General features: G+C 61.5%; 19 protein-coding genes and 2 pseudogenes. 9 read left to right on the forward strand and 12 right to left on the reverse strand.

The window, feature by feature from the left end; translation table 11 throughout:
- Positions 1-13 precede the first annotated feature (13 nt).
- The gene (locus DM813_RS20375; RefSeq protein ID WP_128325165.1) at positions 14-952 is read left to right on the forward strand and encodes an alpha/beta fold hydrolase; all 939 of its coding nucleotides are present in this window, start codon (positions 14-16) and stop codon (positions 950-952) included.
- A gap of 285 nt (positions 953-1,237) precedes the next feature.
- Complete coding sequence (locus DM813_RS20380) at positions 1,238-1,666, forward strand: MarR family winged helix-turn-helix transcriptional regulator (RefSeq protein ID WP_128325166.1); 429 nt, start codon at positions 1,238-1,240, stop codon at positions 1,664-1,666.
- 18 nt (positions 1,667-1,684) lie between these two features.
- Here DM813_RS20380 and mobA read toward each other — a convergent pair whose 3' ends face one another.
- Genes mobA through DM813_RS20395 form a run of 3 tightly spaced genes read right to left on the reverse strand, consistent with a single transcriptional unit; the run spans position 1,685 to position 6,634 of the window.
- The gene (mobA, locus tag DM813_RS20385) at positions 1,685-2,272 is read right to left on the reverse strand and encodes a molybdenum cofactor guanylyltransferase MobA (protein ID WP_431312000.1); all 588 of its coding nucleotides are present in this window, start codon (positions 2,270-2,272) and stop codon (positions 1,685-1,687) included.
- Between the two features lie 43 nt (positions 2,273-2,315).
- Complete coding sequence (locus tag DM813_RS20390) at positions 2,316-5,444, reverse strand: efflux RND transporter permease subunit (RefSeq protein WP_128325168.1); 3,129 nt, start codon at positions 5,442-5,444, stop codon at positions 2,316-2,318.
- A gap of 11 nt (positions 5,445-5,455) precedes the next feature.
- Complete coding sequence (locus DM813_RS20395; protein ID WP_128325169.1) at positions 5,456-6,634, reverse strand: efflux RND transporter periplasmic adaptor subunit; 1,179 nt, start codon at positions 6,632-6,634, stop codon at positions 5,456-5,458.
- A 157-nt stretch (positions 6,635-6,791) separates the two neighbouring features.
- Between DM813_RS20395 and DM813_RS20400 the strand changes: the two genes are divergently transcribed.
- Both DM813_RS20400 and DM813_RS20405 read left to right on the forward strand, forming a co-directional pair.
- Positions 6,792-7,493, forward strand: a complete 702-nt coding sequence (locus tag DM813_RS20400) for a response regulator transcription factor (protein ID WP_128325170.1) — start codon at positions 6,792-6,794, stop codon at positions 7,491-7,493.
- Between the two features lie 7 nt (positions 7,494-7,500).
- Complete coding sequence (locus tag DM813_RS20405; RefSeq protein ID WP_128325171.1) at positions 7,501-8,799, forward strand: ATP-binding protein; 1,299 nt, start codon at positions 7,501-7,503, stop codon at positions 8,797-8,799.
- Positions 8,800-8,802: 3 nt separating this feature from the next.
- Here DM813_RS20405 and DM813_RS20410 read toward each other — a convergent pair whose 3' ends face one another.
- The 3 genes from DM813_RS20410 to DM813_RS20420 form a co-directional block, all read right to left on the reverse strand.
- A complete protein-coding gene (locus DM813_RS20410; protein WP_128325172.1) occupies positions 8,803-9,891 on the reverse strand; it encodes a GGDEF domain-containing protein in 1,089 nt (362 codons plus the stop codon).
- Between the two features lie 85 nt (positions 9,892-9,976).
- A complete protein-coding gene (wecB, locus tag DM813_RS20415) occupies positions 9,977-11,131 on the reverse strand; it encodes a non-hydrolyzing UDP-N-acetylglucosamine 2-epimerase (RefSeq protein ID WP_128325173.1) in 1,155 nt (384 codons plus the stop codon).
- Positions 11,132-11,281: 150 nt separating this feature from the next.
- On the reverse strand, positions 11,282-12,172 hold the full coding sequence (locus tag DM813_RS20420; protein ID WP_128325174.1) for a LysR substrate-binding domain-containing protein: 891 nt from the start codon (positions 12,170-12,172) through the stop codon (positions 11,282-11,284).
- A 97-nt stretch (positions 12,173-12,269) separates the two neighbouring features.
- Between DM813_RS20420 and DM813_RS20425 the strand changes: the two genes are divergently transcribed.
- Positions 12,270-12,698, forward strand: coding sequence for a PACE efflux transporter (locus tag DM813_RS20425; protein ID WP_128325175.1), 429 nt, complete (start codon positions 12,270-12,272; stop codon positions 12,696-12,698).
- Positions 12,699-12,877: 179 nt separating this feature from the next.
- Positions 12,878-14,440, forward strand: coding sequence for a threonine ammonia-lyase, biosynthetic (ilvA, locus tag DM813_RS20430; protein ID WP_128325176.1), 1,563 nt, complete (start codon positions 12,878-12,880; stop codon positions 14,438-14,440).
- Positions 14,441-14,533: 93 nt separating this feature from the next.
- Here the strand turns inward: ilvA and DM813_RS20435 are convergent, their stop codons facing one another.
- Positions 14,534-15,886 (reverse strand): GntP family permease, encoded by a 1,353-nt coding sequence (locus DM813_RS20435; RefSeq protein WP_128325177.1) that lies wholly within the window; start codon positions 15,884-15,886, stop codon positions 14,534-14,536.
- A 97-nt stretch (positions 15,887-15,983) separates the two neighbouring features.
- Positions 15,984-16,523, reverse strand: coding sequence for a gluconokinase (locus DM813_RS20440; RefSeq protein WP_128325178.1), 540 nt, complete (start codon positions 16,521-16,523; stop codon positions 15,984-15,986).
- Between the two features lie 206 nt (positions 16,524-16,729).
- Between DM813_RS20440 and DM813_RS20445 the strand changes: the two genes are divergently transcribed.
- The 3 genes and pseudogenes from DM813_RS20445 to DM813_RS29060 all read left to right on the forward strand — a co-directional run.
- Positions 16,730-17,749, forward strand: coding sequence for a LacI family DNA-binding transcriptional regulator (locus DM813_RS20445; RefSeq protein WP_128325179.1), 1,020 nt, complete (start codon positions 16,730-16,732; stop codon positions 17,747-17,749).
- A gap of 204 nt (positions 17,750-17,953) precedes the next feature.
- Positions 17,954-18,631, forward strand: a pseudogene (locus DM813_RS29055) (PAS domain-containing protein); the annotation flags it as partial.
- 108 nt (positions 18,632-18,739) lie between these two features.
- Positions 18,740-19,168, forward strand: a pseudogene (locus DM813_RS29060) (methyl-accepting chemotaxis protein); the annotation flags it as partial.
- Between the two features lie 7 nt (positions 19,169-19,175).
- Here the strand turns inward: DM813_RS29060 and DM813_RS20455 are convergent.
- From DM813_RS20455 to DM813_RS20470, 4 genes are all read right to left on the reverse strand, one after another.
- Positions 19,176-22,460, reverse strand: a complete 3,285-nt coding sequence (locus DM813_RS20455) for a transporter substrate-binding domain-containing protein (RefSeq protein ID WP_128325181.1) — start codon at positions 22,458-22,460, stop codon at positions 19,176-19,178.
- 7 nt (positions 22,461-22,467) lie between these two features.
- Positions 22,468-23,085 carry a response regulator transcription factor gene (locus tag DM813_RS20460; RefSeq protein WP_128325182.1) on the reverse strand — a complete coding sequence of 206 codons (618 nt, stop codon included), beginning with the start codon at positions 23,083-23,085 and terminating at the stop codon, positions 22,468-22,470.
- 402 nt (positions 23,086-23,487) lie between these two features.
- A complete protein-coding gene (locus tag DM813_RS20465; protein ID WP_128325183.1) occupies positions 23,488-24,933 on the reverse strand; it encodes a curlin in 1,446 nt (481 codons plus the stop codon).
- Positions 24,934-24,950: 17 nt separating this feature from the next.
- A complete protein-coding gene (locus DM813_RS20470; RefSeq protein ID WP_128325184.1) occupies positions 24,951-25,418 on the reverse strand; it encodes a curlin in 468 nt (155 codons plus the stop codon).
- Between the last annotated feature and the right edge of the window lies 1 nt (position 25,419).

Consider the following 25,419-nt stretch of genomic DNA (forward strand, 5'->3'; position numbering starts at 1 on the left):
GGGAGGTATCGGAATGAACCCGGGACACAAGGGACGTGACCAGTCACTGGACGTAAACGGCATTCACTTCGCATTGCGTACGTGGGGGAATGAAGGTGGTTACCCGGTGCTGGCCTTGCATGGCTGGCTCGACAATGCGGCGTCATTCGAGCGCGTTGCACCATTGCTGAAGGATTGCTTTGTGGTAGCCCCGGACCTTGCCGGGCATGGGCGCTCGGACCACCGTCGCGCCGACAGTGGCTACTACCTGTGGGAGCATGCCGACGACATGAATGCCCTGGTCGAATGCCTGGGCTGGAAACGCTTTGCAGTACTGGCCCATTCGATGGGAACCGGGGTGGCCTCGATTCTGGCCGCGATGAACCGCAACATCGACCGCATGGTGTTCCTCGACGGCATGGGCGCCCCCTTTACTCTGGCGCAAGGCAGCACTGTAGAGCACCTGCGCAAATCCCAGCGTTTGCTGCGCCTGGCGTTGCGCACGCGGATGCATGGCTTCAGCGGGCCTGAGCACGTCCAGTTCAGCAGCCTGGAAGCAGCCATCAACGAGCGACGCAACGGCATCGGTGGCAGCCTGAGTGAAGAAGGTGCTCGCTTGCTGGCCCAGCGTGACCTGATCAACCTGGGTCATGGCTATCGCTGGCGCCATGACCCGCGCCTGGTGCTGCCCGAGTTGCTGCCACTGACCGAACAGCAGGCTTGTGAGTTCCTGCAGCAGATCACCTGCCCGTTGTATCTGTTGCTCGGGCTGCAAGGGCTGTTTGCCGGCCCCGGGTTCGATAAAAGAAAAGCCGCCTTGCCGCTGGAGGCACGCGTGCGTTGGTACGACGGCGGTCATCATTTTCATCTGGATGCCCCTGTGCCCGGGTTGATCGACCAACTCAACGCGGCGCTTGGGGCAAGCGCGGGACGCGCGAATGTTCAGTCACTGAGTAAAGGAGTACACAGGTGAGTACGTTCTGCTGCGATACGTCAGACCTGGTACCTGCGGAGTACCACCGGTCAGCTGCTGACCTTGGACACCGCGATGTGCATCGCCGGCCTGCGTATTTGTGCCCAGAATAAACAGCACCACGGGATGAACTGCGTAGTTTGAGCGCGCACGGCACTGTGGCCAACCGCTATTGACCGGCGGTGATTACAACGACAATTGCGAATTCAAAAATGAGTTACCTGCCCTTGCACACGATTAACCAAACAATGTTGCCGCTGATGAGTCGGATCAGGGGAGGCGGGCATGCTTGACCCGACCTTCGATTTCGACAAGATGCTGTGTTTTTCGCTGTATGCGACCGCCAACGCCATGGTTCGCGACTATGCCGAACCCTTGAAGCAGCGGGGCATCACTTATCCTCAATTGTTGGTGATGGCCGGCCTATGGAACAAGGATGATGTGTCGATCAGTGCCTTGAGCGAACTGACGCTGTTCGACCTGGGTACCCTGACTCCGATCGTCAGGCGCCTGGCCAATAACGGCTTTATCACCGTTTACCTTGACCCGGACGACCGCCGTCGGCGCAACGTGCTGCTGACCGACAAAGGGCGCGCACTCAAAGCGGAAGCCGCCAAAGTGTTCAACAACATGGCCTGCAAAATTGAGCTTGAGGAGAATCAGGTGCAGCAGGTGCTGGATGTGTGCCAGCGGATTCGTTCGCGGTTGCGTTGATCGTCGCTGGGGCGCGCCTTAGCCTTCAAGGAACGCCGGTGTGTTGAAGTTGCTCAAGCGCCGGTCGTCGTCGGCGAAGTCCAGTGCCCGCACCGGGTGCTTGAGCAAAACGTGCTGAAGGCTACGGTCGCCTTGTTGCCAGGCCTGTTCAATCGGGTTGCGCAGGGTGCACGGAACAAGGCTGAACATCGGCTGCCAGTAACCGGCCTGGCGGGCCATCACCGGATGGTTGTGCGCATTGGTCTGGGCCATAAGCGCAAGGATCAGCTCGCGGTCGATCAGCGGTGCATCGCAGGCCAGCACCACCAGCCACGGGTGGCGCGCCACGCCAAGTCCGGCCAGCACGCCGGCCAGCGGTCCGGGGAAATCGGCTTCAGTATCACTGACCAATTGATCCGCATACGGCCGGTAGCGGTCCTGGTTGCGGTTGCAGGAAATGATCAGGTCATCGGTCAATGGCCGCACCACCGCCTGCACATGAGCAATCAGCGGCGTGCCGTGCCAGCTCACCAGGCCTTTGTCCTGACCGCCCATGCGCTGGCCGCGACCACCGGCGAGCAGAAGAATGGAACAAGCGGCGGCGGGCATCGGTACGGCTCCAGGCAGTGTCAGCTGCTCACGATCCCATGCACGCCGGCGCCTGTCCAGATCAGTGCTCCTGCGCGGTGGCCTGAGCGTCTTGCGCTTGTGCGCGGCGCTTGCCGGTCAGGCGCATGACCACGACGAAGAACACCGGTACGAACACCACCGCGAGGGTGGCACTGAGCATGCCGCCGATCACGCCGGTACCAATCGCCTGCTGGCTGGCCGAGCTGGCGCCACTGGCTATGGCCAGGGGCACCACGCCGAGGATGAATGCCAGCGAAGTCATGACGATCGGGCGCAAACGCAGGCGTGCCGCCTGTACCGTGGCGTCGACCAGGTCATGGCCTTCATCGACCAGGTGCTTGGCGAACTCGATGATCAGGATGGCGTTCTTCGCCGACAGGCCGATCAGGGTGATCAGGCCGACCTTGAAGAATACATCGTTGGGCATGCCACGCAGGCTCACCGCGATCACCGCGCCAAGTACCCCCAAGGGAACGACCAGCAACACTGAGGTCGGGATCGACCAGCTCTCATACAGCGCGGCCAGGCACAGGAATACCACCAGCAGCGACAGCGCCATGAGCATCGGTGCCTGCGAGCCGGACAGTCGCTCTTGCAGCGACAGCCCGGTCCACTCCAGGCCCATCCCCAGCGGCAGCTGGTCTACCAGGCGCTGAACTTCTTCCATGGCCTGGCCCGAGCTGTAGCCCGGTGCCGGCTCGCCCGACACGGCAATCGCCGGGTAACCGTTGTAGCGCGTCAGTTGTACCGGGCCGGTGACCCACTTGGCCTGGACGAATGCAGACAGCGGGACCATTTTGCCACTGCTGTTGCGCACGTGGATCTTCAGCAGGTCTTCGACCTGGGCGCGCTGGTCTCCTTCGGCCTGCACCACGACGCGTTGCATGCGACCCTGGTTGGGGAAGTCGTTGACGTAGTTGGAACCCACCGCAGTGTTGAGCACATTACCGATATCGGCAAAGGACACGCCCAGGGCGTTGGCTTGCTTGCGATCAACCTCGAGCTGTACTTGCGGGCTTTCTGCCAGGGCACTTTCGCGCACGTTGGCCAGAATCGGGCTCTTTTCGGCGTTGGCCAGCAACTGGTCGCGGGCTGCCATCAAGGCCGCATGCCCCAGGCCGCCGCGGTCTTGCAGGCGGAACTCGAAGCCGCTGGAGGTACCGAGGCCGTCTACGGGCGGCGGCAGGACGGAATAGGCGATGGCATCCTTGAGCTGGCTGAAGGCGGCGTTGGCGCGGTCGGCAATCGACTGGGCGCTGTCGTCGGCGCCGCGCTCGGACCAGTCCTTGAGGGTGGTGAATGCCAATGCAGCGTTCTGGCCGTTGCCGGAAAAACTGAAGCCCAGAATCAGCGTGCTGTTGCCAACGCCCGGCTCTGTGGTGTTGTGCGCTTCGATCTGCGCCGCCACCGCCTCGGTCCGCGCGCGGCTGGCGCCTGGCGGCAACTGGATGTCGGTGATGGTGTAGCCCTGGTCTTCAGTGGGCAGGAACGAGGAGGGCAGCTGGCTGAAGCCATAGACCAGGCCGGCAACCAGCACCAGGTAGACCATCAGGTAACGGCCGCTGCGCTTGAGCGCCTGGATGACCCAGCGCTGGTAGCCGTTGGTCAGGCGCTCGAAGCGGCGGTTGAACCAGCCGAAGAACCCGCGCTTTGCATGGTGTTCACCTTTGGCAACCGGCTTGAGCAAGGTGGCGCACAGCGCCGGGGTCAGGCTCAAGGCCAGGAATGCCGAGAACAGGATCGACACCGCCATGGACAGCGAAAACTGCTGATAGATGACCCCCACCGAACCCTTCATGAAGGCCATGGGCAGGAACACCGCGACCAGCACCAGGGTGATACCGACGATGGCACCGCTGATCTGGGTCATGGCCTTTTTAGTCGCGTCGCGAGGCGACAGGCCTTCTTCACTCATGATCCGCTCGACGTTCTCCACCACCACGATGGCGTCGTCGACCAGGATACCGATGGCCAGGACCATGCCGAACAGGGTCAGCACGTTGACCGAGAAACCCATCGCCAGCATGACGGCAAAGGTGCCCATCAGCGCCACCGGCACCACCAGGGTCGGAATCAGGGTGTAGCGGATGTTCTGCAGGAACAGGAACATCACCGCGAACACCAGGGCCATGGCTTCCAGCAGGGTGGTGATCACCTGCTGGATCGAGACCTTGACGAACGGCGAGGTGTCGTAAGGGATGGCAAACTTGGCGCCGGCAGGCAGGTAGCGCGACAGTTCGTCAAGCTTGTCCTGCACCAGGGTCGCCGTTTCCATGGCGTTGGCACCCGGTGACAGCTGCACGCTGAAGGCACTGGTAGGCTTGCCGTTGAGGCGGGTGCCGTACTGGTATTCCTGGCTACCGATCTCGACCCGGGCAACGTCACCGATGGTCAGGCGCGAGCCGTCCGGGTTTGCGCGCAAGACAATGTCGGCGAACTCCTGGGCGGTGCTCAGCTGGCCCTTGATCACTACGTTGGCAGTAATTTCCTGGCTGCCGGTGGTGGGCAGGTCGCCGATGCTGCCAGGTGCAACCTGGGCATTCTGTGCGGCGATGGCCGTGTTGACGTCATCGGGGGTGAGGTTGAAGCCGATCAGCTTCTGCGGGTCGAGCCAGATGCGCATCGCCCGTTCCGAGCCATACAGTTGCGCCTTGCCGACGCCCTTGAGGCGGCGGATCTCGTTCATCACGTTGCGCGCAAGAAAATCGCTCAAGGTGACTTCGTCGAGGTTGCCGTCTTCAGCGGTCAGGGTTACCAGCAGCAGAAAGCCGGTGGAGACTTTTTCCACTTGCAGGCCTTGCTGGGTGACCGGTCGCGGCAGGCGCGACTCGACCACCTTGAGCCGGTTCTGGACATCGACCTGAGCCAGGTCCGGGTTGGTGCCGGGCTCGAAGGTGGCCGTGATGGTGGCGCTGCCCAGGCTGCTCTGGGAACTGAAGTAGAGCAGGTTGTCGGCGCCGTTGAGCTCCTCTTCGATCAGGCTGACCACGCTTTCGTCGATGGTCTGCGCCGAAGCGCCGGGGTAAACGGCATAGATCTCGACCTGAGGCGGCGCGACGTCGGGGTACTGGGCCACGGGCAGTTGCGGAATCGCCAGGGCACCGGCGAGCAGGATGAACAGCGCGACGACCCAGGCAAAGACCGGGCGATCAATAAAAAACTGCGGCATGAATCAGGCCCTCACTGGCCGTTGTGCTGAACGATGGCGGGGGCGTCTTTGCCCGCGTTATCGATCCGTACCTGGTCGCCGGGGTTGACGTGTTGCAGGCCTTCGACCACCACTTGGTCACCCGGGGCCAAACCCTGGATGACAATCCAGCGGTCGTTCTGCACGGCCCCAAGTACCAGTGTGCGCTCGGTGATGCGCTGCTGGGCGTCGACCAGCAGTACCCGCGGGTTGCCGGCGCTGTCGCGCAAGATGGCGCGCTGCGGCACACTGATCGCTTGCTGCTTGACGGCCTGCTCCAGGCGCAGGCGAATGAAGCTGCCTGGCAGCAGGTCGAGGTCGGGGTTCGGGAACTCGCTGCGCAAGGTGATCTGCCCGGTGCTCTGGTCGACACTGATGTCGGAGAACAGCAGCTTGCCTGGCAAGGGGTAAGGCGTACCGTCGTCCTGGATCAGCGTGGCACTGGCCTGGTTCTGCCCGACCTGCTGCAATTCGCCGGAACGCAAGGCGCGGCGCAGGGCATTGAGTTCACGGGTCGACTGGGTGACATCGGCGTGAATCGGGTCAAGCTGCTGAATGGTTGCCAGCGGCGTGCTTTCGTTCTGGCCAACCAATGCACCTTCGGTTACCAGGGCGCGACCGATGCGCCCGGAGATCGGTGCGGTGACCGTTGCATAGCCCAGGTTCAGTTGCGCGCGCTCCAGTGCCGCCTTGGCCTCGGCGACAGCGGCATCGGCCTGCATCAGCGCGGCGCGGGCGTTGTCGTGGTCCTGGCGGCTGACGGCGTTGATGGTGATCAGCTCGCGGTAGCGGTCATTCTGCAGACGCGCCTGGTAGCGGGTCGCCTCGGCCTTGGCCAGGATGGCGCGGGCGCTGTCGACGTCGGCTTTGAACGGTGCCGGATCGATGCGGAACAGCACGTCGCCTTGCTTGACGTCGCTGCCTTCACGGTACACGCGCTTGAGCACCACACCGGCCACCCGCGCGCGCACTTCGGCGGTGCGCGGGGCCAGGATGCGGCCATTGAGTTCGGTGCTGATGGCCAGTGGCTGGGCGTGTACGGTTTCGATGCTCACGGCGCTTGGCGGTGCTTGCTCTTCACCTGGGTTGCTGTCATTGCAGGCACTGAGCGACAGCGGAATGACGAACAGCGCGAGCAGGGCGCGCAGACGGGCAGGGCTTGGAATGGGCATGCGGATCTTCCATAAATGACCCGGCAATGCTAAGGCAGGAGGCCAACGTCCAACTGTTAAGCTGTGTAGGCCGAGTGTGAAAAAGTGTGAAGGGTTGCACAGGCCGTGCATAAGGTCCTATATCCTTGCCTGACTTTTCCTGTCTGTCAAACTGCCCATGCCCAACATCCTCCTGGTCGAAGACGACTGCGCCTTGTCTGAACTGATTGCCAGCTACCTGCAGCGCAATGATTTTTGCGTGAGCGTGATTGCCCGGGGTGACCACGTGCTGGCGGAGGCCCGACGCAACAAACCGGACCTGGTGATCCTCGACCTGATGCTGCCTGGCCTCGACGGCTTGCAGGTGTGCCGGTTGCTACGTGCCGAGTCGCAGTCGCTGCCGATCCTCATGCTCACCGCACGCGACGACAGCCATGACCAGGTGCTGGGCCTGGAGATGGGCGCCGACGATTACGTCACCAAACCCTGCGAGCCTCGGGTATTGCTGGCCAGGGTGCGCACCCTGCTGCGTCGTAGCAGCATCAACGAGCCGCGTCTGGAGAGCGACCTGATCGTCGTCGGCGGCCTGCGAATCGACCTGGCCGAGCGCACGGTGTTCTGGCGTGAACAGGAGGTGGAGCTGTCCAGCGGCGAGTACAACCTGCTGGTGGTGCTGGCGCGCAATGCCGGGGTGGTGCTCAGCCGTGACCGCATCCTGCAGCAGCTGCGCGGTATCGAATTCAATGGCACCGACCGTTCGGTGGACGTGGCCATTTCCAAGCTGCGCCGCAAGTTCGACGACAGTGCCGGCGAAGCGCGCAAGATCAAGACCGTGTGGGGCAAGGGCTACCTGTTCAGCCGCCTGGAATGGGAGTTCTGAGGCGGCCATGCTGAAGATCCTGGTTCGCCTGTACCTGGTGATCATCGTTGCTTACGCCGGCGCCTTGCTGCTGATTCCCGACGCCATTGTCGGTGCGTTTCATGATCGCTTCATTGCCTACAACCTGAACCAGGCCAAAGGCGTGCAGAAGCTGATCGTCGAGCGCTTTCGCCAGGTACCCGCAGACCAGTGGCCTGCAGTCGAGCGGGAATTGGCGGCGGATTTCGCACCCCTGCAGATAGAGCTGCGCCGTCAGGACCAGATCGGTCTGTCGCCCGATGAGCGTGCGCGTCTGGCGGGCGGGGAGAATGTCGTGCGCCTGGGCGATTGGGGTTATTACAAATCGGCCCTGGCGCCACTGGACCCGACCTGGGCGGTGGAACTGCGCAACCCGCCGGACCCGTTGGACATCAACCTGATCTCCTGGGGCGTGACGGTGCTGATCGTTGCTGCGCTGCTGGGCTGTTTGTTGCTCTGGGTGTGGCCGCACTGGCGCGACCTTGAACGGCTCAAGGAAACCGCGCGCAGCCTGGGCCAGGGGCGTTTGTCGGAACGTACGCAGATTCCGGCGCGTTCAAACATTGGCGAGCTGGCCGAGGTGTTTGACACCATGGCCCAGGACGTTGAACGCTTGCTGACCCAGCAACGTGAACTGCTCAATGCCGTCTCCCATGAACTGCGCACGCCATTGACCCGGCTCGATTTCGGCCTGGTGCTGTTGTTCGACGAAGTCCCACCGCATTGCCGCAAGCGTTTGCTGGAACTGGTCGGGCACGTACGCGAACTGGACGAACTGGTACTCGAGTTGCTGTCTTACAGCCGTCTGCAGAATGCCGATCAGGCCCGCGAGCGGGTCGAAGTTTCGTTGCTCGAACTGGTCGACAGCATTCTGGGCAGTTTTGCCGAAGAGCTCGATGGCCGGGGTATTGAATGGCAGGTGCGGGCCGACGATAGCTTGCCGCGCTTTGTCCTCGACCCGCGCCTGACCGCCAGAGCCTTGCAGAACCTGGTGCGCAACGCCATGCGCTACTGCGACCGGCAACTGATGCTGCGCCTGAACCTGGATGCCGAAGGGCACTGCCTGCTGACCGTGGAGGATGACGGCATCGGCATTCCGCCGGACCAGCGGGATCTGATTTTCCAGCCGTTCTATCGACTGGACCGCAGCCGCGACCGGGCGACCGGTGGTTTCGGCCTGGGCCTGGCGATCAGCCGACGGGCCATCGAAAGCCAGGGTGGAACCCTGACCGTTGGCCAGTCGGCGCTGGGCGGGGCCAAGTTCACGATTCGCCTGCCGCGCGTGTAGCGGCTAGACGCTGACCTCTTCCCGCCACAGCACATAGCGGTCCTTGCCTGCGTGCTTGGCCTGGTACAAGGCCTCGTCGGCCTTGACCAGGGCATTGGTCAGGCTGTCGTCCTGCAGGATGCGGGTCAGGCCGATGCTGATGGTCACCGGGTGCGCGACGGTGTCTTCCCGCACTTGCGTACACAATGCCGCTACGCGCTGCTCGGCATCGGCCTGGTTGAGGCCCCAGAGGTAGATGACGAATTCCTCGCCGCCCAGCCGCGCATACTCGAACTCGGTCATCGACGCTTTGATGTTCGCTGCAGTGCGCTTGAGCACCACATCGCCAATATCATGGCCGAACTGATCGTTGACCTTCTTGAAGTTGTCGATGTCGATCATTGCCAGGTAGCGGCTTTGCGCGTCGTCTTCCTTCAGGTGGGTTTGCGCCTTGGCCATGAACGAACGGCGGTTGGGGATTTCCGTCAGGGCGTCGATGTACGCCTGGTCCAGCAACACTTTCGACAGGTAGAAGTTGTACAGCTTGGCGCGGCGCATCTTCAGGTAGGTGTAGACGATCAGGCCGTTGATGAACACCAGGTAGCACACGAACATCAGGCCGCGCAGCTCGAGCAGGTGCATATCGGCGACCTGGAACGGCTGCAGGTTGAGCCAGGTGACCACCAACACGGCAAAAAACGCCCAGCGCCGAACCGGCAGCACCGAGACGCTGTACAGCACACTGGAGCCGCCCAGTACCAGCCAGGCCGGGCGCAAGCCGATCGGCAGGCCTTCGATCACCAGGCGCATGGCCAGGGTTATCACCGCAATGAACACTAGGTTGAGCAGGTCAAAATGCGCGGCCTTGCGGGTGAAGGCGAGGATGATGGTGAGGGTCACCATCACCGTTATGAAGGCCATGGAAATCCAGGTGAAATCCTGTTGGCCGAGGTAGCTGACGATCAGGTCGAACAGGGTCCAGATGCCGATGCTGACACAGAAGATCAGGATGCAGAACGAATGCAGGCTTTCGAAATCATGTTGGCGAAATTCCTGGCGAAGCTCGGGTGGTGCGACGTTCCTGCGCACCTGTTGCTCTATGGTCTTGTACATGCTGGCCTTGCGAATTCGATAAATGCTGGATGAAGGCAGTGGCGGGTGCAGGGAAGACAGGTTAGCGCAAATTTGCACGTTCCATTCATGCCTCAGGCACCTCACGCCGATGCTCCTCGAGCCAGCGGCTTAACCGTTCGGCGATTCGCCCGCTGGCGTTTCCGTCGCCATAGGGAGTGAACACCCGGCTCATTTGCTTATAGACGGCCGGGTCGTCCAGCAGGGCGCTGGTTTCCTTGACGATCCGTTCGGTGAGGGTGCCGACCAGCTTCACTGTGCCGCCTTCCAGCACCGAGGGGCGGTCGGTGACTTTGCGCAATACCAGCAACGGTTTGCCCAGGGCCGGCGCTTCCTCCTGAATGCCGCCGGAGTCGGTGAGGATCAGGTAGGCACGGTCCATCAGCCAGACGAAATGCCGGTAGTCCTGGGGCGGTATCAACACAATGTTCGGTTGGTGCGAGAGCAGGGCGTAAACGGCTGTCTGCACGTTGGGATTGAGGTGCACCGGGTAGACGAACTGTACATCCGGGTAACGCAGGGCCAGTTCCGCCAGGGCCAGGCAGATGCGTTCAAAGCCCTGGCCGAAATTTTCCCGGCGGTGGCCGGTGATCAGCACCAGGCGCTGGTCATCGCGCAGGTGTGCCAGTGGCGAGTCGGTGCCGGGTCGCCACTGGCTGTTTTTCAGGTAATCACGCATCCAGAACAAGGCATCGATCACCGTGTTGCCGGTGACTTCGATCTGCTCCAGTGCCACGCCTTCACGTAGTAAATTGTCGCGAGACTTGGTGGTGGGCGGAAAGTGCAGGTCGGCGATCACCCCGGTCAGGCGCCGGTTGGCTTCTTCCGGCCAGGGCGCCTTGATGTTGCCGGAACGCAGGCCGGCCTCGACATGCCCGATCGGGATCTGACGGTTGAAGGCGGCGAGGGCGGCAATGAAACTGGTGGTGGTGTTGCCGTGGACCAGAACGATTTCCGGCTTGATCCGCGCATAGGTTGCATCCAGTTGTTCCATCAACTGTTGTGACAGGCTGTTGAGGCTCTGGTTCTGGGTCATCACGTGCAGGTCTTCATCGACACTCAGGCCAAAATCGTTGAGCACCTGCTGGAGCATTTCCCGATGCTGGCCAGTCGAGCAGATGTTCAGGTCGATGTCTGGCCATTCGCGTAATACGCGGGCCAGGGGCGCCATCTTGATTGCTTCGGGGCGTGTGCCAAAAACCATCATGACTGTGTAGGCCATCGTCGCGATCCTCGTCCCGGCCAGTGTGCAAAAGTGTGCGATTCGAAGGGATTCAACTGTTAGATACAAGCAGCAGAACGGGGGGTTGTCCACTGGCAGAGACAGATTTCCGGCGCCAGCGGGGCTGGTTTTAGAGCGGTTGCAACGCGGTCAGCGGGTGGTGCTGACCTGCGCCTGCAGCCAGTCCATAAATGCCCTGACAGCCGGGCGTCGCTCGTGTCCGGGGACACACACGGCACAGTACTGCGCAGCCGGCAGGCGAATGTTTTCGCACCAGGGCTGCAGCAATCCTTTGGCGACGCTTTCGGCCACCAGCACGTTACTGGCCAGTACCGGACCATGGCCGGCCAGGGCGGCCTGCAAGGCATGGTGTTCGTCATCGTAATGGTGCAGGCGCGCGCGTTGCAGCCAGTGCGCTTTACCGGCCTGGGCGCACCAGCGCGGCCAGTCGATTGCTGCACCGCTGGCTGAAACCCAGGGTGCTTCGATCAGCGTCAGCGGTTGGTCGGTTGCAGGTTCCTGCCAGCCGGGCGGGGTATAGACCGCAAAGTACTCAGGCAGCAGCGGCAGGCGGTACAGTCTTGGGTCAGCATTGAATTCGGCGCGCAGAGCCAGGTCGAGGTCACGGTCACGGTGCAGATCGATCACCTCGTTACCGGTGAGCACCCGTACCTGGATGTCAGGGTGACGCTGATAAAAATCGCCCAGGCGCGGAATCAGCCAGAGGCTGGCAAAGGCCGCCGTGGTGGTCAGGTTCAGTTGCTGTTGATCGCACGGGGGGAGCAAGGCAGTCAGTGCCTGCTGCAGATCGACCAGGCCGGCGTGGACCTGCTGATAGAGTTGCGCGCCTGTAGACGTCAGCGTCACCCGCTGCGCGCTGCGTTCAAACAGCATCAAACCGAGGTGGGTTTCCAGGCGTTTGATCTGGTGGGAAATGGCTGCCGGGGTCACCGCCAGTTCGTCGGCTGCAGCCTTGAAGCTACCCAGACGGGCCGCCGATTCGAAGGCGCGCAGGGCGGTCAGTGGCAGCTTGGCGAACATGACGCTCAACCTGATTGAGGGAGCCTCAATCTAGCTCAATTGAAGGGGCCCCTCAACGCCATTACGGTGGGGCTACATTCATTGCCCGGAGCTAATCATGCAAGGCAAGGCGCGCAAGGTGGTTCAGGCCATCCTGTATGAAACCATCGCGGTGCTCTGCGTGACTCCGGTGTTGTCCTGGGCGTTTGATGCCGGTATGGCCCATTCGGCGGCGTTGTCGCTGATCCTGTCGGCCGTGGCCCTGGCCTGGAACATGTTATACAACTGGCTCTTTGAGTATTGGGAAGCTCGCCAGGCGCAACGGCGCCGTACGTTGTGGCGACGGTTTATGCATGCGTTCGGTTTTGAAGGCGGGCTGGTGTTGATCCTGCTGCCGGTGGTGGCCGGCTGGATGCAGATCAGCCTGTGGGCGGCGTTGCTGACCAACCTTGCACTGTTCCTGTTCTTCTTTGTGTACGCCTTTGTCTTTCAGTGGGCGTTCGATCAGCTGTTCGATGTGCCTGAATCCGCGCGCGAGACTGCTTGACAGTGCCTGCGGGCCTGGGCTAGTTTCCCCGGCATGAACACATTCCTGCAGTTGCCTCAGCACAGCATTATTACCGCCATTATCAGTTTGGCGGGCTAGCTGGCACTTGCACAGAACCCGCCCTGGAGGCGGGTTCTTTCTCTCACTCCTGGGCACTTTTAAAAAACCAGGAGTCATCGATGACCAGCCTTGCCGTTAGCCCCCGCACACCGTCCGCGCCGCTGAACCTGCTGTCCGACTATGTGCGGCGCATTCTTGCTGCGCCGGTGTACGACCTGGCCATCGAAACTCCTCTGCAACTTGCACCGGCACTGTCCGAGTCGCTGGGCAACCAGGTGCTGCTCAAGCGCGAAGACCTGCAACCGACGTTCTCGTTCAAGATCCGCGGTGCCTACAATCGCCTCAGCCGCCTGAGCCCTGCCCAGCGCGCACGCGGGGTAATCACCGCGTCGGCCGGCAACCATGCCCAGGGCGTGGCCCTGGCCGCGCGTGAGCTGGGCATGCGCGCCACCATCGTCATGCCAACCACTACCCCGGAGTTGAAAGTGGCCGGAGTGCGTTCGCGTGGGGGCAATGTGGTACTGCACGGCGACAGCTTTCCGCACGCCCTGGCCTACGCCCTCAAACTGGCCGACAGCGAGGGTGCAACTTTTGTCCCACCGTTTGACGATCCCGATGTGATTGCAGGCCAAGGCACCGTGGCTATGGAGATCCTGCGTCAGCAACCCGGTGCGCTGGACGCGATCTTTGTACCGGTGGGCGGTGGCGGTTTGATCGCCGGGATCGCAGCTTACGTGAAATACCTGCGGCCCGAGGTGAAAGTGATCGGTGTCGAACCGCACGACTCCAACTGCCTGCAGGCAGCCATGCTTGCGGGCGAGCGCGTGGTGCTGGCGCAGGTCGGCAGTTTTGCCGAAGGCGTGGCCGTGGCGCAGATCGGCGCGCATTGCTTCGAGCTGTGCCGCCATTACGTCGACGAAGTCATCACCGTCAGCAGCGACGAACTGTGCGCGGCGATCAAGGACATCTACGATGACACCCGCTCGATCACCGAACCGTCCGGTGCCCTGGCAGTGGCGGGCATCAAGAAGTACGTGGCCCGCGAGAATGTCAGCGGCCAGACGCTGGTGGCAATCGACTCCGGTGCCAACGTCAACTTCGACCGTTTGCGCCATGTTGCCGAACGTGCCGAACTGGGCGAGCAGCGTGAAGCCATCATCGCCGTGACTATCCCCGAGCAGCCCGGCAGTTTTCGCGCCTTTTGCCAGGCACTGGGTAAACGTCAGATCACCGAGTTCAACTACCGCTGCCAGCCCGGCAAGGAAGCGCGGTTGTTTGTCGGCGTACAGACCCATCCGCAGCACGACCCGCGCGAGCGCTTGCTGGCCAGCCTGAGCGAACAGGGCTACAGCGTGCTCGACCTGACCGACAACGAGCTGGCCAAGTTGCATGTGCGCCATACCGTGGGCGGGCATGCAGAGCCGGGTAGCGACGAGCGCGTGTTGCGCTTTGAGTTCCCCGAGCGCCCGGGGGCGTTGCTCGGCTTTCTCGAACGCCTGGGCAAGCGCTGGAACATCAGCCTGTTTCATTATCGCAACCACGGTGCGGCGCAAGCGCGGGTGTTTGCTGCCCTGCAGGTGCCGCAGGCGGAGCAGGCCGGCTTGCCGGCGGCGCTGGATGCGATGGGCTATTGCTACTGGGATGAGACCGATAATCCGGCCTATAAGCTGTTTCTTGGTTGAGCATTACCAGGTGAGCGCTATGCGCTCAATCGCAGGCTTCGCCAGCTCCTACAGGTTTGCGGTGCACCTGTAGGGGCGGGTTCTGCAGCGAAATCAGACCACCAGCGACAACAGCATGATGAAGATGATGCCGACCACCGAAAGGATGGTTTCCATCATGCTCCAGGTCTTGAAGGTCTCGGCCACGGTCATGTTGAAGTACTGCTTGACCAGCCAGAAACCGGCATCGTTGACGTGGGAAAGAATCAGCGAACCGGCGCCGGTCGCCAGCACCAGCAACTCGCGGTTGACCCCGGGAATCATGCCGATCACCGGTGCAACGATGCCGGCGCCGGTGATGGTGGCGACCGTCGCCGAACCGGTGGCGATGCGAATCACCGCCGCTACCAGCCAGGCCAGCATGATCGGCGAGATCTGCGCATGCACGGCCATCTGACCGATGACGTTGCCCACCCCCGTATCCACCAGCATCTGCTTGAAGCCACCGCCGGCACCGACGATCAGGATGATCGCCGCTGTCGGCGCCAGGCTCTGGTCGAGCAGTTTCATGATCTGCTGACGGGAGAAACCGCGGGCTGCGCCAAAGGTATAAAAGGCCAGCAACAGCGCAGCCAGCAGGGCAGTGATCGGGTGGCCGATCAGGTCCATCCACTGGCGCACAATGTGTTCGGCCGGCAGTACGACATCGGCGAAGGTCTTCAGCAGCATCAGGAACACCGGCAACAGCACGGTGATCAGGGTAATGCTGAAGCTGGGCAGGTTCTGATGTTCTGACTCACGGGCGATCTGGTCCATCAGCTCCTGTGACGGCGAACCGGGAATGTAGCGGGAGATGAAGTTGCCATACAGCGGGCCGGCGATGATTGCCGTGGGCAGCGCAACGATCAGGCCGTAGAAAATGGTTTTGCCGATGTCTGCGTTGAAAATGCCGATGGCCAGCAGCGGGCCCGGATGCGGCGGCACCAGCCCGTGGACCACCGACAGGCCGGCCAGCAGCGGAATACCGATCTTGATCAGCGACACCCCGGAGCGGCGGGCGACGATGAATACCAGCGGGATCAACAACACGAAGCCGATCTCGAAAAACAGCGGAATGCCCACCAGGAACGCGGAAAACATCATGGCCCAGTGCACTTTCTGCTTGCCGAAGGCGCGGATCAGGGTCTGGGCGATCTGGTCGGCACCGCCGGAGTCGGCCATCAGCTTGCCCAGCATGGTACCCAGGGCCAGGACGATACCGACAAAACCAAGCACGCCACCAAAGCCGTCCTGGAAAGATTTCATCACTTTCGCCACCGGCATGCCCGAGGTCAGGCCAAGAAAGCCGGCCGCCAACGTCAGCGCAACGAACGGGTGAACCTTGAAGTGGGTGATCAACAGCACGAGGCCGATGATGGTGACGATTGCGTCAAGCAGCAAGTAGGTGTCGTTTGCCAAACCAAACATGGTTCAGTGCCTCATTTTGTCATTGTTGTGGGCGTAGCAGGTGCAACGTTTCAAACTAAAGATAGCGCTATCTTTGGTGAGCTGGGAAACCGCCGGGTCAGGCCGTTCGCGCCAGCACCGGCTCACCGCAGGGCTTTAGCCACAGGTCAACCTGTACTGCCAGCTGCGCAACCGGCAAGGTGGCATCCAGTGGCAGGGTCAGGGCTTCGCCGTTGGGGCGTTCGAGCGCGGCGAACTGACTGTCGATCAGGCTGGCCGGCATGAAGTGCCCAGGGCGCGCGAGCACGCGGCGGCTGGCTTCTTCAGGGGTGAGGTCGAGAAACACAAAGCCCAGGTCTGGTACGGCATGACGCAAGGCGTCACGGTAGCGCTTCTTCAGCGCCGAGCAGGTGAGGATAGGGCGTTCACCGGTTTTCAGGGTGGCTTGCATTTCTTCACCCAGACGGATCAGCCAACCGGCGCGGTCGTCGTCGTCCAGGGGAATGCCGGCACTCATCTTGTCGATATTGGCGGCAGGGTGGAAATCATCGCCTTCGATCAGGCGGCCGCCGCTCAGGCCGGCAATGGCGGCACCGACGTAGCTCTTGCCGCAGCCTGCTACGCCCATGACCACGATCGCGGATAGGGGTGGGTTCATCGGTACCTCCTGCAGGGCAAGATAGCGCTATCTTTTACCGCGGCGACAGACGCCTCGGGCGCTTCCCACCCAGATGTTATTGATCTTGTAGAAGCAGTCTGGATGCTCATTTCAGGCCACCTGCAGTAATGCATTGCCTGCGTTCTGAGACAGCGCTACCTTAGTGCCCGTTCCCTATTCTTTGCAAGTCGAAAATAAAATTCCCCATGACCCGCATCGGCTCCCGTACTACCGGTCGTCCCACCCTGGCTGAAGTCGCCAGGCTTTCCGGGGTTTCCCCGATCACCGCCTCTCGTGCCTTGCGCGGGATCAGCACGGTTGCCCCGGAGCTGGTCGAGAAGGTCAAGCTGGCTGCAGCCACCCTGGGCTATGTTGCCAACCCGGCCGCCCGGGCACTGGCGTCGGCGCAGAGCGAGTCGATCGTGGTGTTGATTCCGTCGCTGTCCAACCAGCTGTTCATCGAAACCCTGGAGGCCGTGCACGAAGTCATGCGTCCCCGGGGGCTTGAGGTGTTGATCGGTAACTATCACTACGATATCGCCGAAGAAGAGAACCTGATCCGCAACTATCTGGCGTACCAGCCGCGTGGCATTCTGCTGACGGGCTTTGACCGCAGCGATGCGGCCAAGCAGATGCTCACTGCCAGCGGTGTACCCTGTGTGCACATGATGGAGCTGGGTGATGCCGAACAAGGCATGTCGGTGGGTTTTTCCCAGCAGCAAGCCGGTGCGGCGGCTGCGCGGCACCTGCTTGAGCGCGGGTGTCAGCGTCCGGGCTTCATTGCCGCGCAGCTCGACCCACGGGTGATGCAGCGTGCCGAAGGGTTTCGTCAGGCGCTGATGGCCGCCGGTCGTTATGCCAAGGAGCTGGAACTGTTGTCGCCGCAGCCCTCGTCGATTGGCCTGGGTGGTGAATTGTTCGGCCAGCTGCTGGGCCGGCATCCGGACGTCGACGGCATCTTTTTTTGCAACGACGACCTGGCTCAGGGCGCGACACTGGAGGCCTTGCGCCTCGGGATCAAGGTGCCGCAACAGGTCGCCATGGTCGGTTTTAACGACTTGCCGGCCTCGGCGCACATGGTGCCGAGGTTGACCTCGATCCGCACCCCGCGTGCGGCCATTGGCCGGTGCGCGGCGCAGGCCTTATTGGGCATGCTCGATGGCAAACGCGCCATGGTTACCAACCAGGACCTGGGCTTTGAACTGGTGGTGCGAGAAAGCAGCTAAGCCCGCGAAAAGTCAAGCGATAGGCGGTGATGTCAGACTGCTTGCACGGTGCCAACGCCCATCTATGCTCAGCAAATCCTGAACACAGAGGGCGGTACGATGTTTGACTTTCATCGCAAGTCCGATTTGGTAGCTATCGAGCAGTGCAACCGTGTTCTGGCCGGCATCAATGCCAAAATGGCCGCGATCAGCCGTTCCATGGCCATGATCGAGTTCAGTCCGGACGGCATCATTCTCGATGCCAATGAAAACTTCTGTAAGGCCATGGGCTATAGCATCGAAGCGATTCGCGGCAAGCACCATCGAATGTTCTGCGACCAGGAATACGCCAGCAGCGACGAGTACCGGCGTCTATGGCGCGACCTGGCGCGGGGCGAGCCGCAAAGCGGTACGTTTTCCCGGGTGAACCAGCAAGGCCGGGAAATCTGGCTCGAAGCCAGTTACATGCCGGTATTCGGCCCCCAGCAGCAAGTCACCAGCGTGATCAAAGTGGCCTCGGACATTACCGAGCGGGTGCAACAGGCGCACGAAAGCGCCAGCCAGATCAACGCCATCAGCCGTTCCATGGCCATGATCGAATTCACCCCAGAAGGGAAAGTGATCAAGGCCAACCAGAACTTTCTCGACACCATGCGTTATCGTCATGAAGAGATTGTTGGCCAGCATCACAGCCTTTTCTGCCACAGGAGCGAAAGCGAGTCAGCTGCCTACAAGGCGTTCTGGGCATCGCTCAACCGTGGCGAATACCACTCGCACCGGTTCGAACGGGTGAACAAACTGGGACAGATGGTTTACCTCGAAGCGTCCTACAACCCGATCTTTGACACCAAGGGCCGCCTGTACAAGGTGGTCAAGTTCGCCAGCGACATCACTTCACAGGTCAGTACCCAGCAAACGGCCGCAGAAGCTGCTCATGCCACCTCGGTGCAGAACGATGCCTGCGCCCGCAAAGGCTCCCAGGTCGTACAGCAGACCGTTCAGGTGATCGAGGAAATCTCGTTGAACCTCAATGCCGCTGCGCGCAGCATCGACGCGGTGAGCAAACAGTCAGAGCTGATCGGACAGATTGTGCAGACCATCCGCGGCATTGCCGACCAGACCAACTTGCTGGCCCTGAACGCCGCGATCGAGGCGGCGCGCGCCGGCGAGCATGGCCGCGGTTTTGCGGTGGTGGCCGACGAGGTGCGCACCCTGGCGGCCCGTACCAGCAAGGCCACCCTGGAAATTGTCGAGGTGGTGCGGCAGAACCATGACCTGTCGTTGACGGCGGTGGCCAGTATGCAGTCAAGCCTGAGTCGAACCGGCATTGGTGTCGAGTTGGCCAATGAAGCCGGGGAGGTGATCATGGAGATCCAGCAGGGCTCCCAGCATGTGGTCGATGCAATCAGCCAGATCAATTCGACCCTGCAACTGCATTGACCCGCTGTCAGCGCGAGGTGGTGGTGTGGGCCAGCTGGCTCAGCAGGGCCAGCAGGCTGTGTTCCAGTGCGGTCGACAGCGTCGTGAGCTGATCAGTTGAGGCATCGCCGAGGCTGGCCTGTTCCAGCGCCTCGCAATGACGGACCACGCCACGCGCCTTGAGCATTTTCGCGCCGCCCTTGATGCGGTGGGCGAGGGCTTTGAGGTGTTCGCGGGCAGGCGCAGGGCCAAGCGCGCGCAAGGCTTCGAGGTCTTCCTGGGTGCTGCGGGACAGTTCATGGATCAACCGCTGGGTCAGGTCGGGATCGCCCAGGGTCAGGTATTGCAGTTCATTGATGTCGAAGTCGCTTTCAGGGACATCGGCCGTCACGGTTTGCGTCGTGACGGTCGTGCTCATGGCCTGTAAATGGTGGCGCAACTCAGCCAGCCCGATGGGTTTGAACAGGCAGTCATTCATGCCGCTGGCCAGGCAGCGCTCCCGCTCTTCTGCCTGGGCGTTGGCCGTCAGGCCGAGAATCATGCAGGCCGGTCGCTGTAGTTGGGGTTCCAGTTGGCGGATCTGGCGCGCCAACTGATGACCATCGAGACCGGGCATGTGGCAATCGGTGATGACCACATCGAACATCTGCTGTTGCCACAACAGCAAGGCCTGCTGCCCATCGTCAGCCTGCCGGACCTCGTGGCCGAGGACATTCAACTGACGTTCAAGCAGCATCAGGTTGGCGGGGTAGTCGTCCACGACCAATATCGACAGTTGGGGCATGCTGCTGTCGGTTGGCACCGGCGGGGGGGCTGCAACGGCAGCAGCAGGTTCGGCCAAGGGCAAGGTCAGCAAGACCTGCAATTGAGTGCCCCGGTTGAGCGCGCTTTGCAGTGTCAGGCTTCCGCCCATCAGCTCACACAGCGTGCGGCAGATCACCAGGCCCAGGCCGGTGCCCTGGTGATCGGTAGATCCGACCTGAGTAAAGTGGTGGAACAGCCGTTGTTGGTCTTCGGTGCTGATGCCGATGCCGGTGTCCTCGACACACAGTTGTATGCGTACCTGGCCGGCCTGCGGTTCATCAAGTCGGAGCCTGACGATGACCTGGCCCTGCTCGGTAAACTTGATCGCGTTGCTGATCAGGTTGGAGAGGATCTGCTTCAGCCGAAGCGGGTCGACGGATACCAGTCGCTCAATGGGCTGCAGATCGGTTGCCAGCTTCAGGCCCTTGAGCCGGGCATTGCCCTCGAAAACCCGCACGGTGGCCGCGACCAGCGCATTGAGGTTGGTTGGCCGGGGTTCGAGGTGCATGTGCCCGGACTCGATGCGGGCGATGTCGAGAATGTCGCCGATCAAGGCCAGCAGGCCGTTGGCCGAATCAAACGCCACTTGCAGCGAGGCGCGGTCGGCGCGTCCTTGTCCGGCATCTTTGATCGCCAGTTCAAGCAGGCCGATGACCGCATTCATCGGCGTGCGAATTTCATGGCTCATGGTCGCCAGGAACGTGCTTTTCGCCCGGTTGGCATCTTCAGCCTGATCCTTGGCCAGGCGCAACTCTTCGAGCAGGTGCTTGCTGAAACCGAGCTCGGTGTGCAGTGCCTGTTCGGCTTCGGTGCGTTGCCTGATCAATTTGCGCAAGTAACGGTTCCAGGCAATCACGGCAACGATCAACGCACTCGCACCGAGGAGAATCTGCAGGATCAGATCGCGGTAGTTGTACCAGAGGCTGTCGCTGACCAGTGCGTTGGTGCGCCAGCGCCCGGTCAGCTCGGTCATTTCTTCTGGCGGGATGCTGAGCAGGGCCTTGTCGAGAATGGTATGCAAAAGCGTGGCGTCACGGGCGACGGCAAAGGCCGCCAGACCAGGCTGATCGCCAAAGTTGGAGGCAATTCGCAAGCGGTCCTTGAACATCCGGTTAACAAAGTACGCGGCATTGATCTGGGAACTCAGCGCCACATCGGCGTTGCCTTGTACCACCTGCTCCATGAGCGCCAGAGGGTTGTCGACTTCAATCAGTGTGGTCGTGGGGAAGCGCTGGCGCAGCTCCGCCGCCACCGGAATGTTGCCGATCAAGGCCAGGCGCTTGCCATCAAGTTGATCGGGGCGTTGCAAGGCGAGGTTGTCCGCGCGGGTGACCAGCACCCGCGGGCTGACCAGGTAGGGGCGGGTAAAGCGCAATGTCGCCTCACGTACCTGGCTTGGCGCCAGCAGCCCGGCGACGTCCACACGGCCTTGTTCAATTTCTTTGATCATGTCGCCGATCGAGTCGACCACTTGAATATCGAACTTCAGCCCGGTGCGCAGGCTGATCTGTTCGAGCACATCGGCGGTGATGCCGCGAAACCGATGGTCCTGGTCATAAAAGCTGATCGGGGCGAAGTATTTGTTGATTGCCACCCGCACGTGGGGATGTTGCTTGATCCAGGTGCGTTCTGCAGCGCTCAGGCTCAAGGTGCCGCGATTGAGCAATACCCGTGTGCTGCCGCTGGTCCAGCGCCGAAGGATGTTCAGGCGATCGTTGTCACCGATGCGATCCAGGGCCTCATCGACCAGGCGCAGCAACGTGGGGTTGTCGCGCGACACGGCAAACCCGAAGACCCCGCGCAGATTCTTGATGAAATGGTTGATCTGCACGCTGCCCAGATAGATGCGGGTGATCAGGTAGTCGCTGCTGACGGCATCGCCGAGAAACGCATCGGCTTGCCCCAACGAAACGGCGGAAAGGCCGGCCAGATTGGAGCTGTAAAGTTGCAGGTCGGCCTGCGGATACAGCGCGGTGACGACGGACCGGGGCAGGTAATGATCGACCATGGCCAGGCGCTTGCCTTCAAGTTTGTCGTTGAGTGGCAGGGATTTACCGAAGCCCGTGACGATCACCGGTTGATCGTCGGCATAGGGGTGGCTGAGCACCAGGTGCGCATCGTCGGCTTCGAAGGCATTGGAGCTGCCGAGTAAGTCGATTTTGCCGGCATGCAGTGCGGCGAGGGCCTGGGAGCGGTCGGCAAAGCGCCGGACCTGGACAGGAATGCCCAACAACTCACTTACCAGGCCGGCGTAGTCGGCGGTCAGGCCTTCATACTCCTGGCTGCTGGCGTTAATATCGAAAGGCGGGTAGTCGGGGACGCTGGTGCCCAGTAGCAAGAACTGCTTGCGTTTGAGCCACGCAGCGTCTTCGTTCGACAAGGCCAGCGCAGCACTGCTGCTCATGGAGCGTGCCAGTAACTGGCGGGGCTCGCCGACGTCTACGGCGAGGGCATTGAACGCCAGCAGTGCCAGCATGCAGCCAACCACCAGGACCTTGGGCACGGTCATGATCGACTCAGGACAGGTGGCGCTTGGACAGTTCGAACAGCTCGACCAGTGACTTCAACTCAAGCTTTTCAAGGATTCGGGTCTTGTAGGTGCTGACGGTTTTCGCGCTCAGGTGCATATGCTCGGCGATGGCATTGTTCGACCGCCCCTCTGTCAAAAGACGCAGCACCGCCAGCTCTTGGTCTGACAGTTTGCTCAGGCGCTGTTGTTCGGTTAAGGCCGGGCCTTTCTGCGTCGACAGGTCGGGGAAGGTTGAATAGCCCCTGACCATGGCCTTGAGTGCAGACAGCAGTACCTCGAGGTCTTCGTCTTTGTGCACGAAGGCACTGGCGCCGGCCTCGATGCAACGACGGGCAATAAGGTCAGCCGGTTGACCGGTCAGCACCATGATGCGTGGCACAGGCTCAAGCCCATGCAGACGTTTGATCACATTGAGGCCGTCAATGCCTGGCAGGCCGATATCGAGTATCACCACATCAGGTTTGAGGTCGCGGGCCATTTGCGTCGCGCTGGAGCCGTCAGTGGCTTCGCCGACCACAGTGAAATGCTGGCTTTCGCGGTGCAGCAGCGTGCGCAAGGCAAGGCGGGTGGTGGGGTGATCGTCGACGATCAAAACAGTGGTCAATGCGCAACTCCTTGTCGAGTTTGTGGGCGATTTCCCGAATCATTCAGGAGGGCGGGTCTGGCCGGGGCCGGAACGGCGCCAACAATACGTCGAATCAGGGAGTTTGAGTACGGGGAGTATAGTCTTGTTGAAAAATACCGGTGTCGTTTGGGGAAATTCCTACAGGTGATTTGTTAATGCCTGTCAGTCAACGCTTAGGGCTCAGCAGCCTGCAGGCGTTATGGGCCCTCAGTAGAGCGCTTGAACTCTGTAGGTTGCATTTTTGGCGAGCGGTAAAAAAAGGCCGTAACCACCCCCATCGGTGGTTACGGCCAAAGCGGGGAGAGGAACACGTTCGTCAGCTTCGGCTGACCAGGTTGTGGGAAAGGCCGTAGCCGCTCCCGCAACCGTTAAACAACAACCTTACTGCTGCAGTACGGTGGCCTTGTTGCCCGTACCAAACTGATCGACGGTTGCGGTCATGCTTGCACCGCTCTGTTCGACTGTGGCCTGGTTGAAGGAGCCGCCCTGGGTGACATAGGCGACGTTGACACCGTCGGTTTGCTTGATGATGGCGCTGTTGTTGTCGCCATACAGCTGCCAGGTGGAGCTCTGGTTACCGTTACCCGACTGATCGAGCTTGATGCTGTTGCTCTCGCCGACGCTGGAACCGGTGGCGTAGTTGTTGCTACCACGCTGATCGGCAATCAGCAGGTTGTCGGTACCGTTCTGTTCAAAGTACAGCTCGTTGTTGGTGTCGGCCTGGATGAGTTCGGCGGTGTTGGTGGTACCGGTCTGGCTCAACCGCGCAATCTGGCCGACATCATTCTGGGTCAGGTTGGCGCTGTTGCCACTGCCGTTCTGGTCGATCTGGGCGCGTTGTCCGCTGCCAAACTGGCCACCAGGCTTGTCGCCTTTCCAGTTGCTCGCCAGCACCTTGTTGCCGTCACCGCTGGAGGTGACTTCAAGCACATGGTTGTCGCCATTCTGGTAGGTAAAGCTGATGTTGCCGCTACCGGACTGGGTCAAGGTGGTCTGCGACTGCAGCGACTCGAACTGGTCGGCGTAGATGGCGTTGAGGTCACCCACCTGAACAATGCTGGCGTAGTTGTTTTCACCGAAGCTCTGGTCGATGACACCTTCGTTGGTCTGGCCGTTCTGGTTGGCCGACGCTTCACTGGCTTTCTGGGTGTCCTGCCAGATCTCGATGGAGTTGGACTTGCCGTTCTGGTCAACCACGGCGGTGCCGCCCTGGCCTTCGCGCTGATCGGCATAGGCCCAGTTACTTTCACCGGCCTGATAGATGCCGATCTGGCCGTTGGAGTGGTTGATGTGTTCGGCGGCGCTGTAGTTGTCGGTACCGCTCTGGGTGGATTGCGCGTTGTTGCCACCGCCACTGAACAATTGCTCGACGAAGGCACGGTTGTCATTACCGTATTGCTCGGTGACACCCTGGCTGCCGTTCTGGCTGTCCTGGTAGACAAACGAGAAGTTGCCGATGCCTTCCTGCGTTTGCTGGGCAGTGTTTTCAGTGCCCAGCGACTGGCTGGCATGGGTGTTGTTCAGCGAGCCTTGCTGTTGCTGGTTGATCTGGCTGCCAAACTCGTACAGCTGCTCGGCGTAGCCGGCGTTATAGTCACCGGTCGCGTGTTGCAGGATGGCACTGTTGCCGCCTTCCTGCAGGGACGCGTGGTTGTTGCCTTCACCGTTCTGGGTCTGGCTTACGGTGCTTTGCGGGGCCGCTCTCTGTTTGACTTCGGCGATATTCTCTTTGCCGTCCTGACTCTGGGTGGACTGGCTGTTGTCGGCCATTACCTGGCCGGCCAGGGCCAGGACAATGGCGGCGCTTAAGGGGGCGAGCTTGTTCATGGTGGAGCCTCCAGGGTTTAGCGGTATTGGTTGACCTGCACGCGCTGCCCGTTACCGGCCTGGATCACGGAACTCTGCAGTCCCGAGCCGGCCTGGACGATGCTGGCGCTGTTGCTGTTTCCGTACTGCTCGATTTGTGCGCGGTTGTTGCTGCCGCTTTGGGCGATCGATGCGCTGTTGCCGTAGCCTTGCTGGTTAATGGTTGCCATCAGGTCACTGCCTTGCTGCAGGATGTACGCCTCCTGAGCACCACCCGATTGCACGATCCGGCCCAGCAGGGCCTGACCGTCCTGGCCGATGGCAGCGCGATTGGAGTCACCGTTCTGTGCGATCTGCGCCTGTTGCCCGGCCGGCAGAGGCTGCAGCGACAGCGGTTCCCCCAGATCGCCGCCGGGGCCGAGGTCGGCGTTGTCCATCAGGTCGTCGGCCAGGGCGGCCTGACCGATCAGGGTCAGGCACATCAGCAAGGTGGTCAGGCGCGCCATG

This window comes from Pseudomonas alkylphenolica, assembly GCF_004025535.1.
Lineage (GTDB): Bacteria > Pseudomonadota > Gammaproteobacteria > Pseudomonadales > Pseudomonadaceae > Aquipseudomonas > Aquipseudomonas alkylphenolica_A.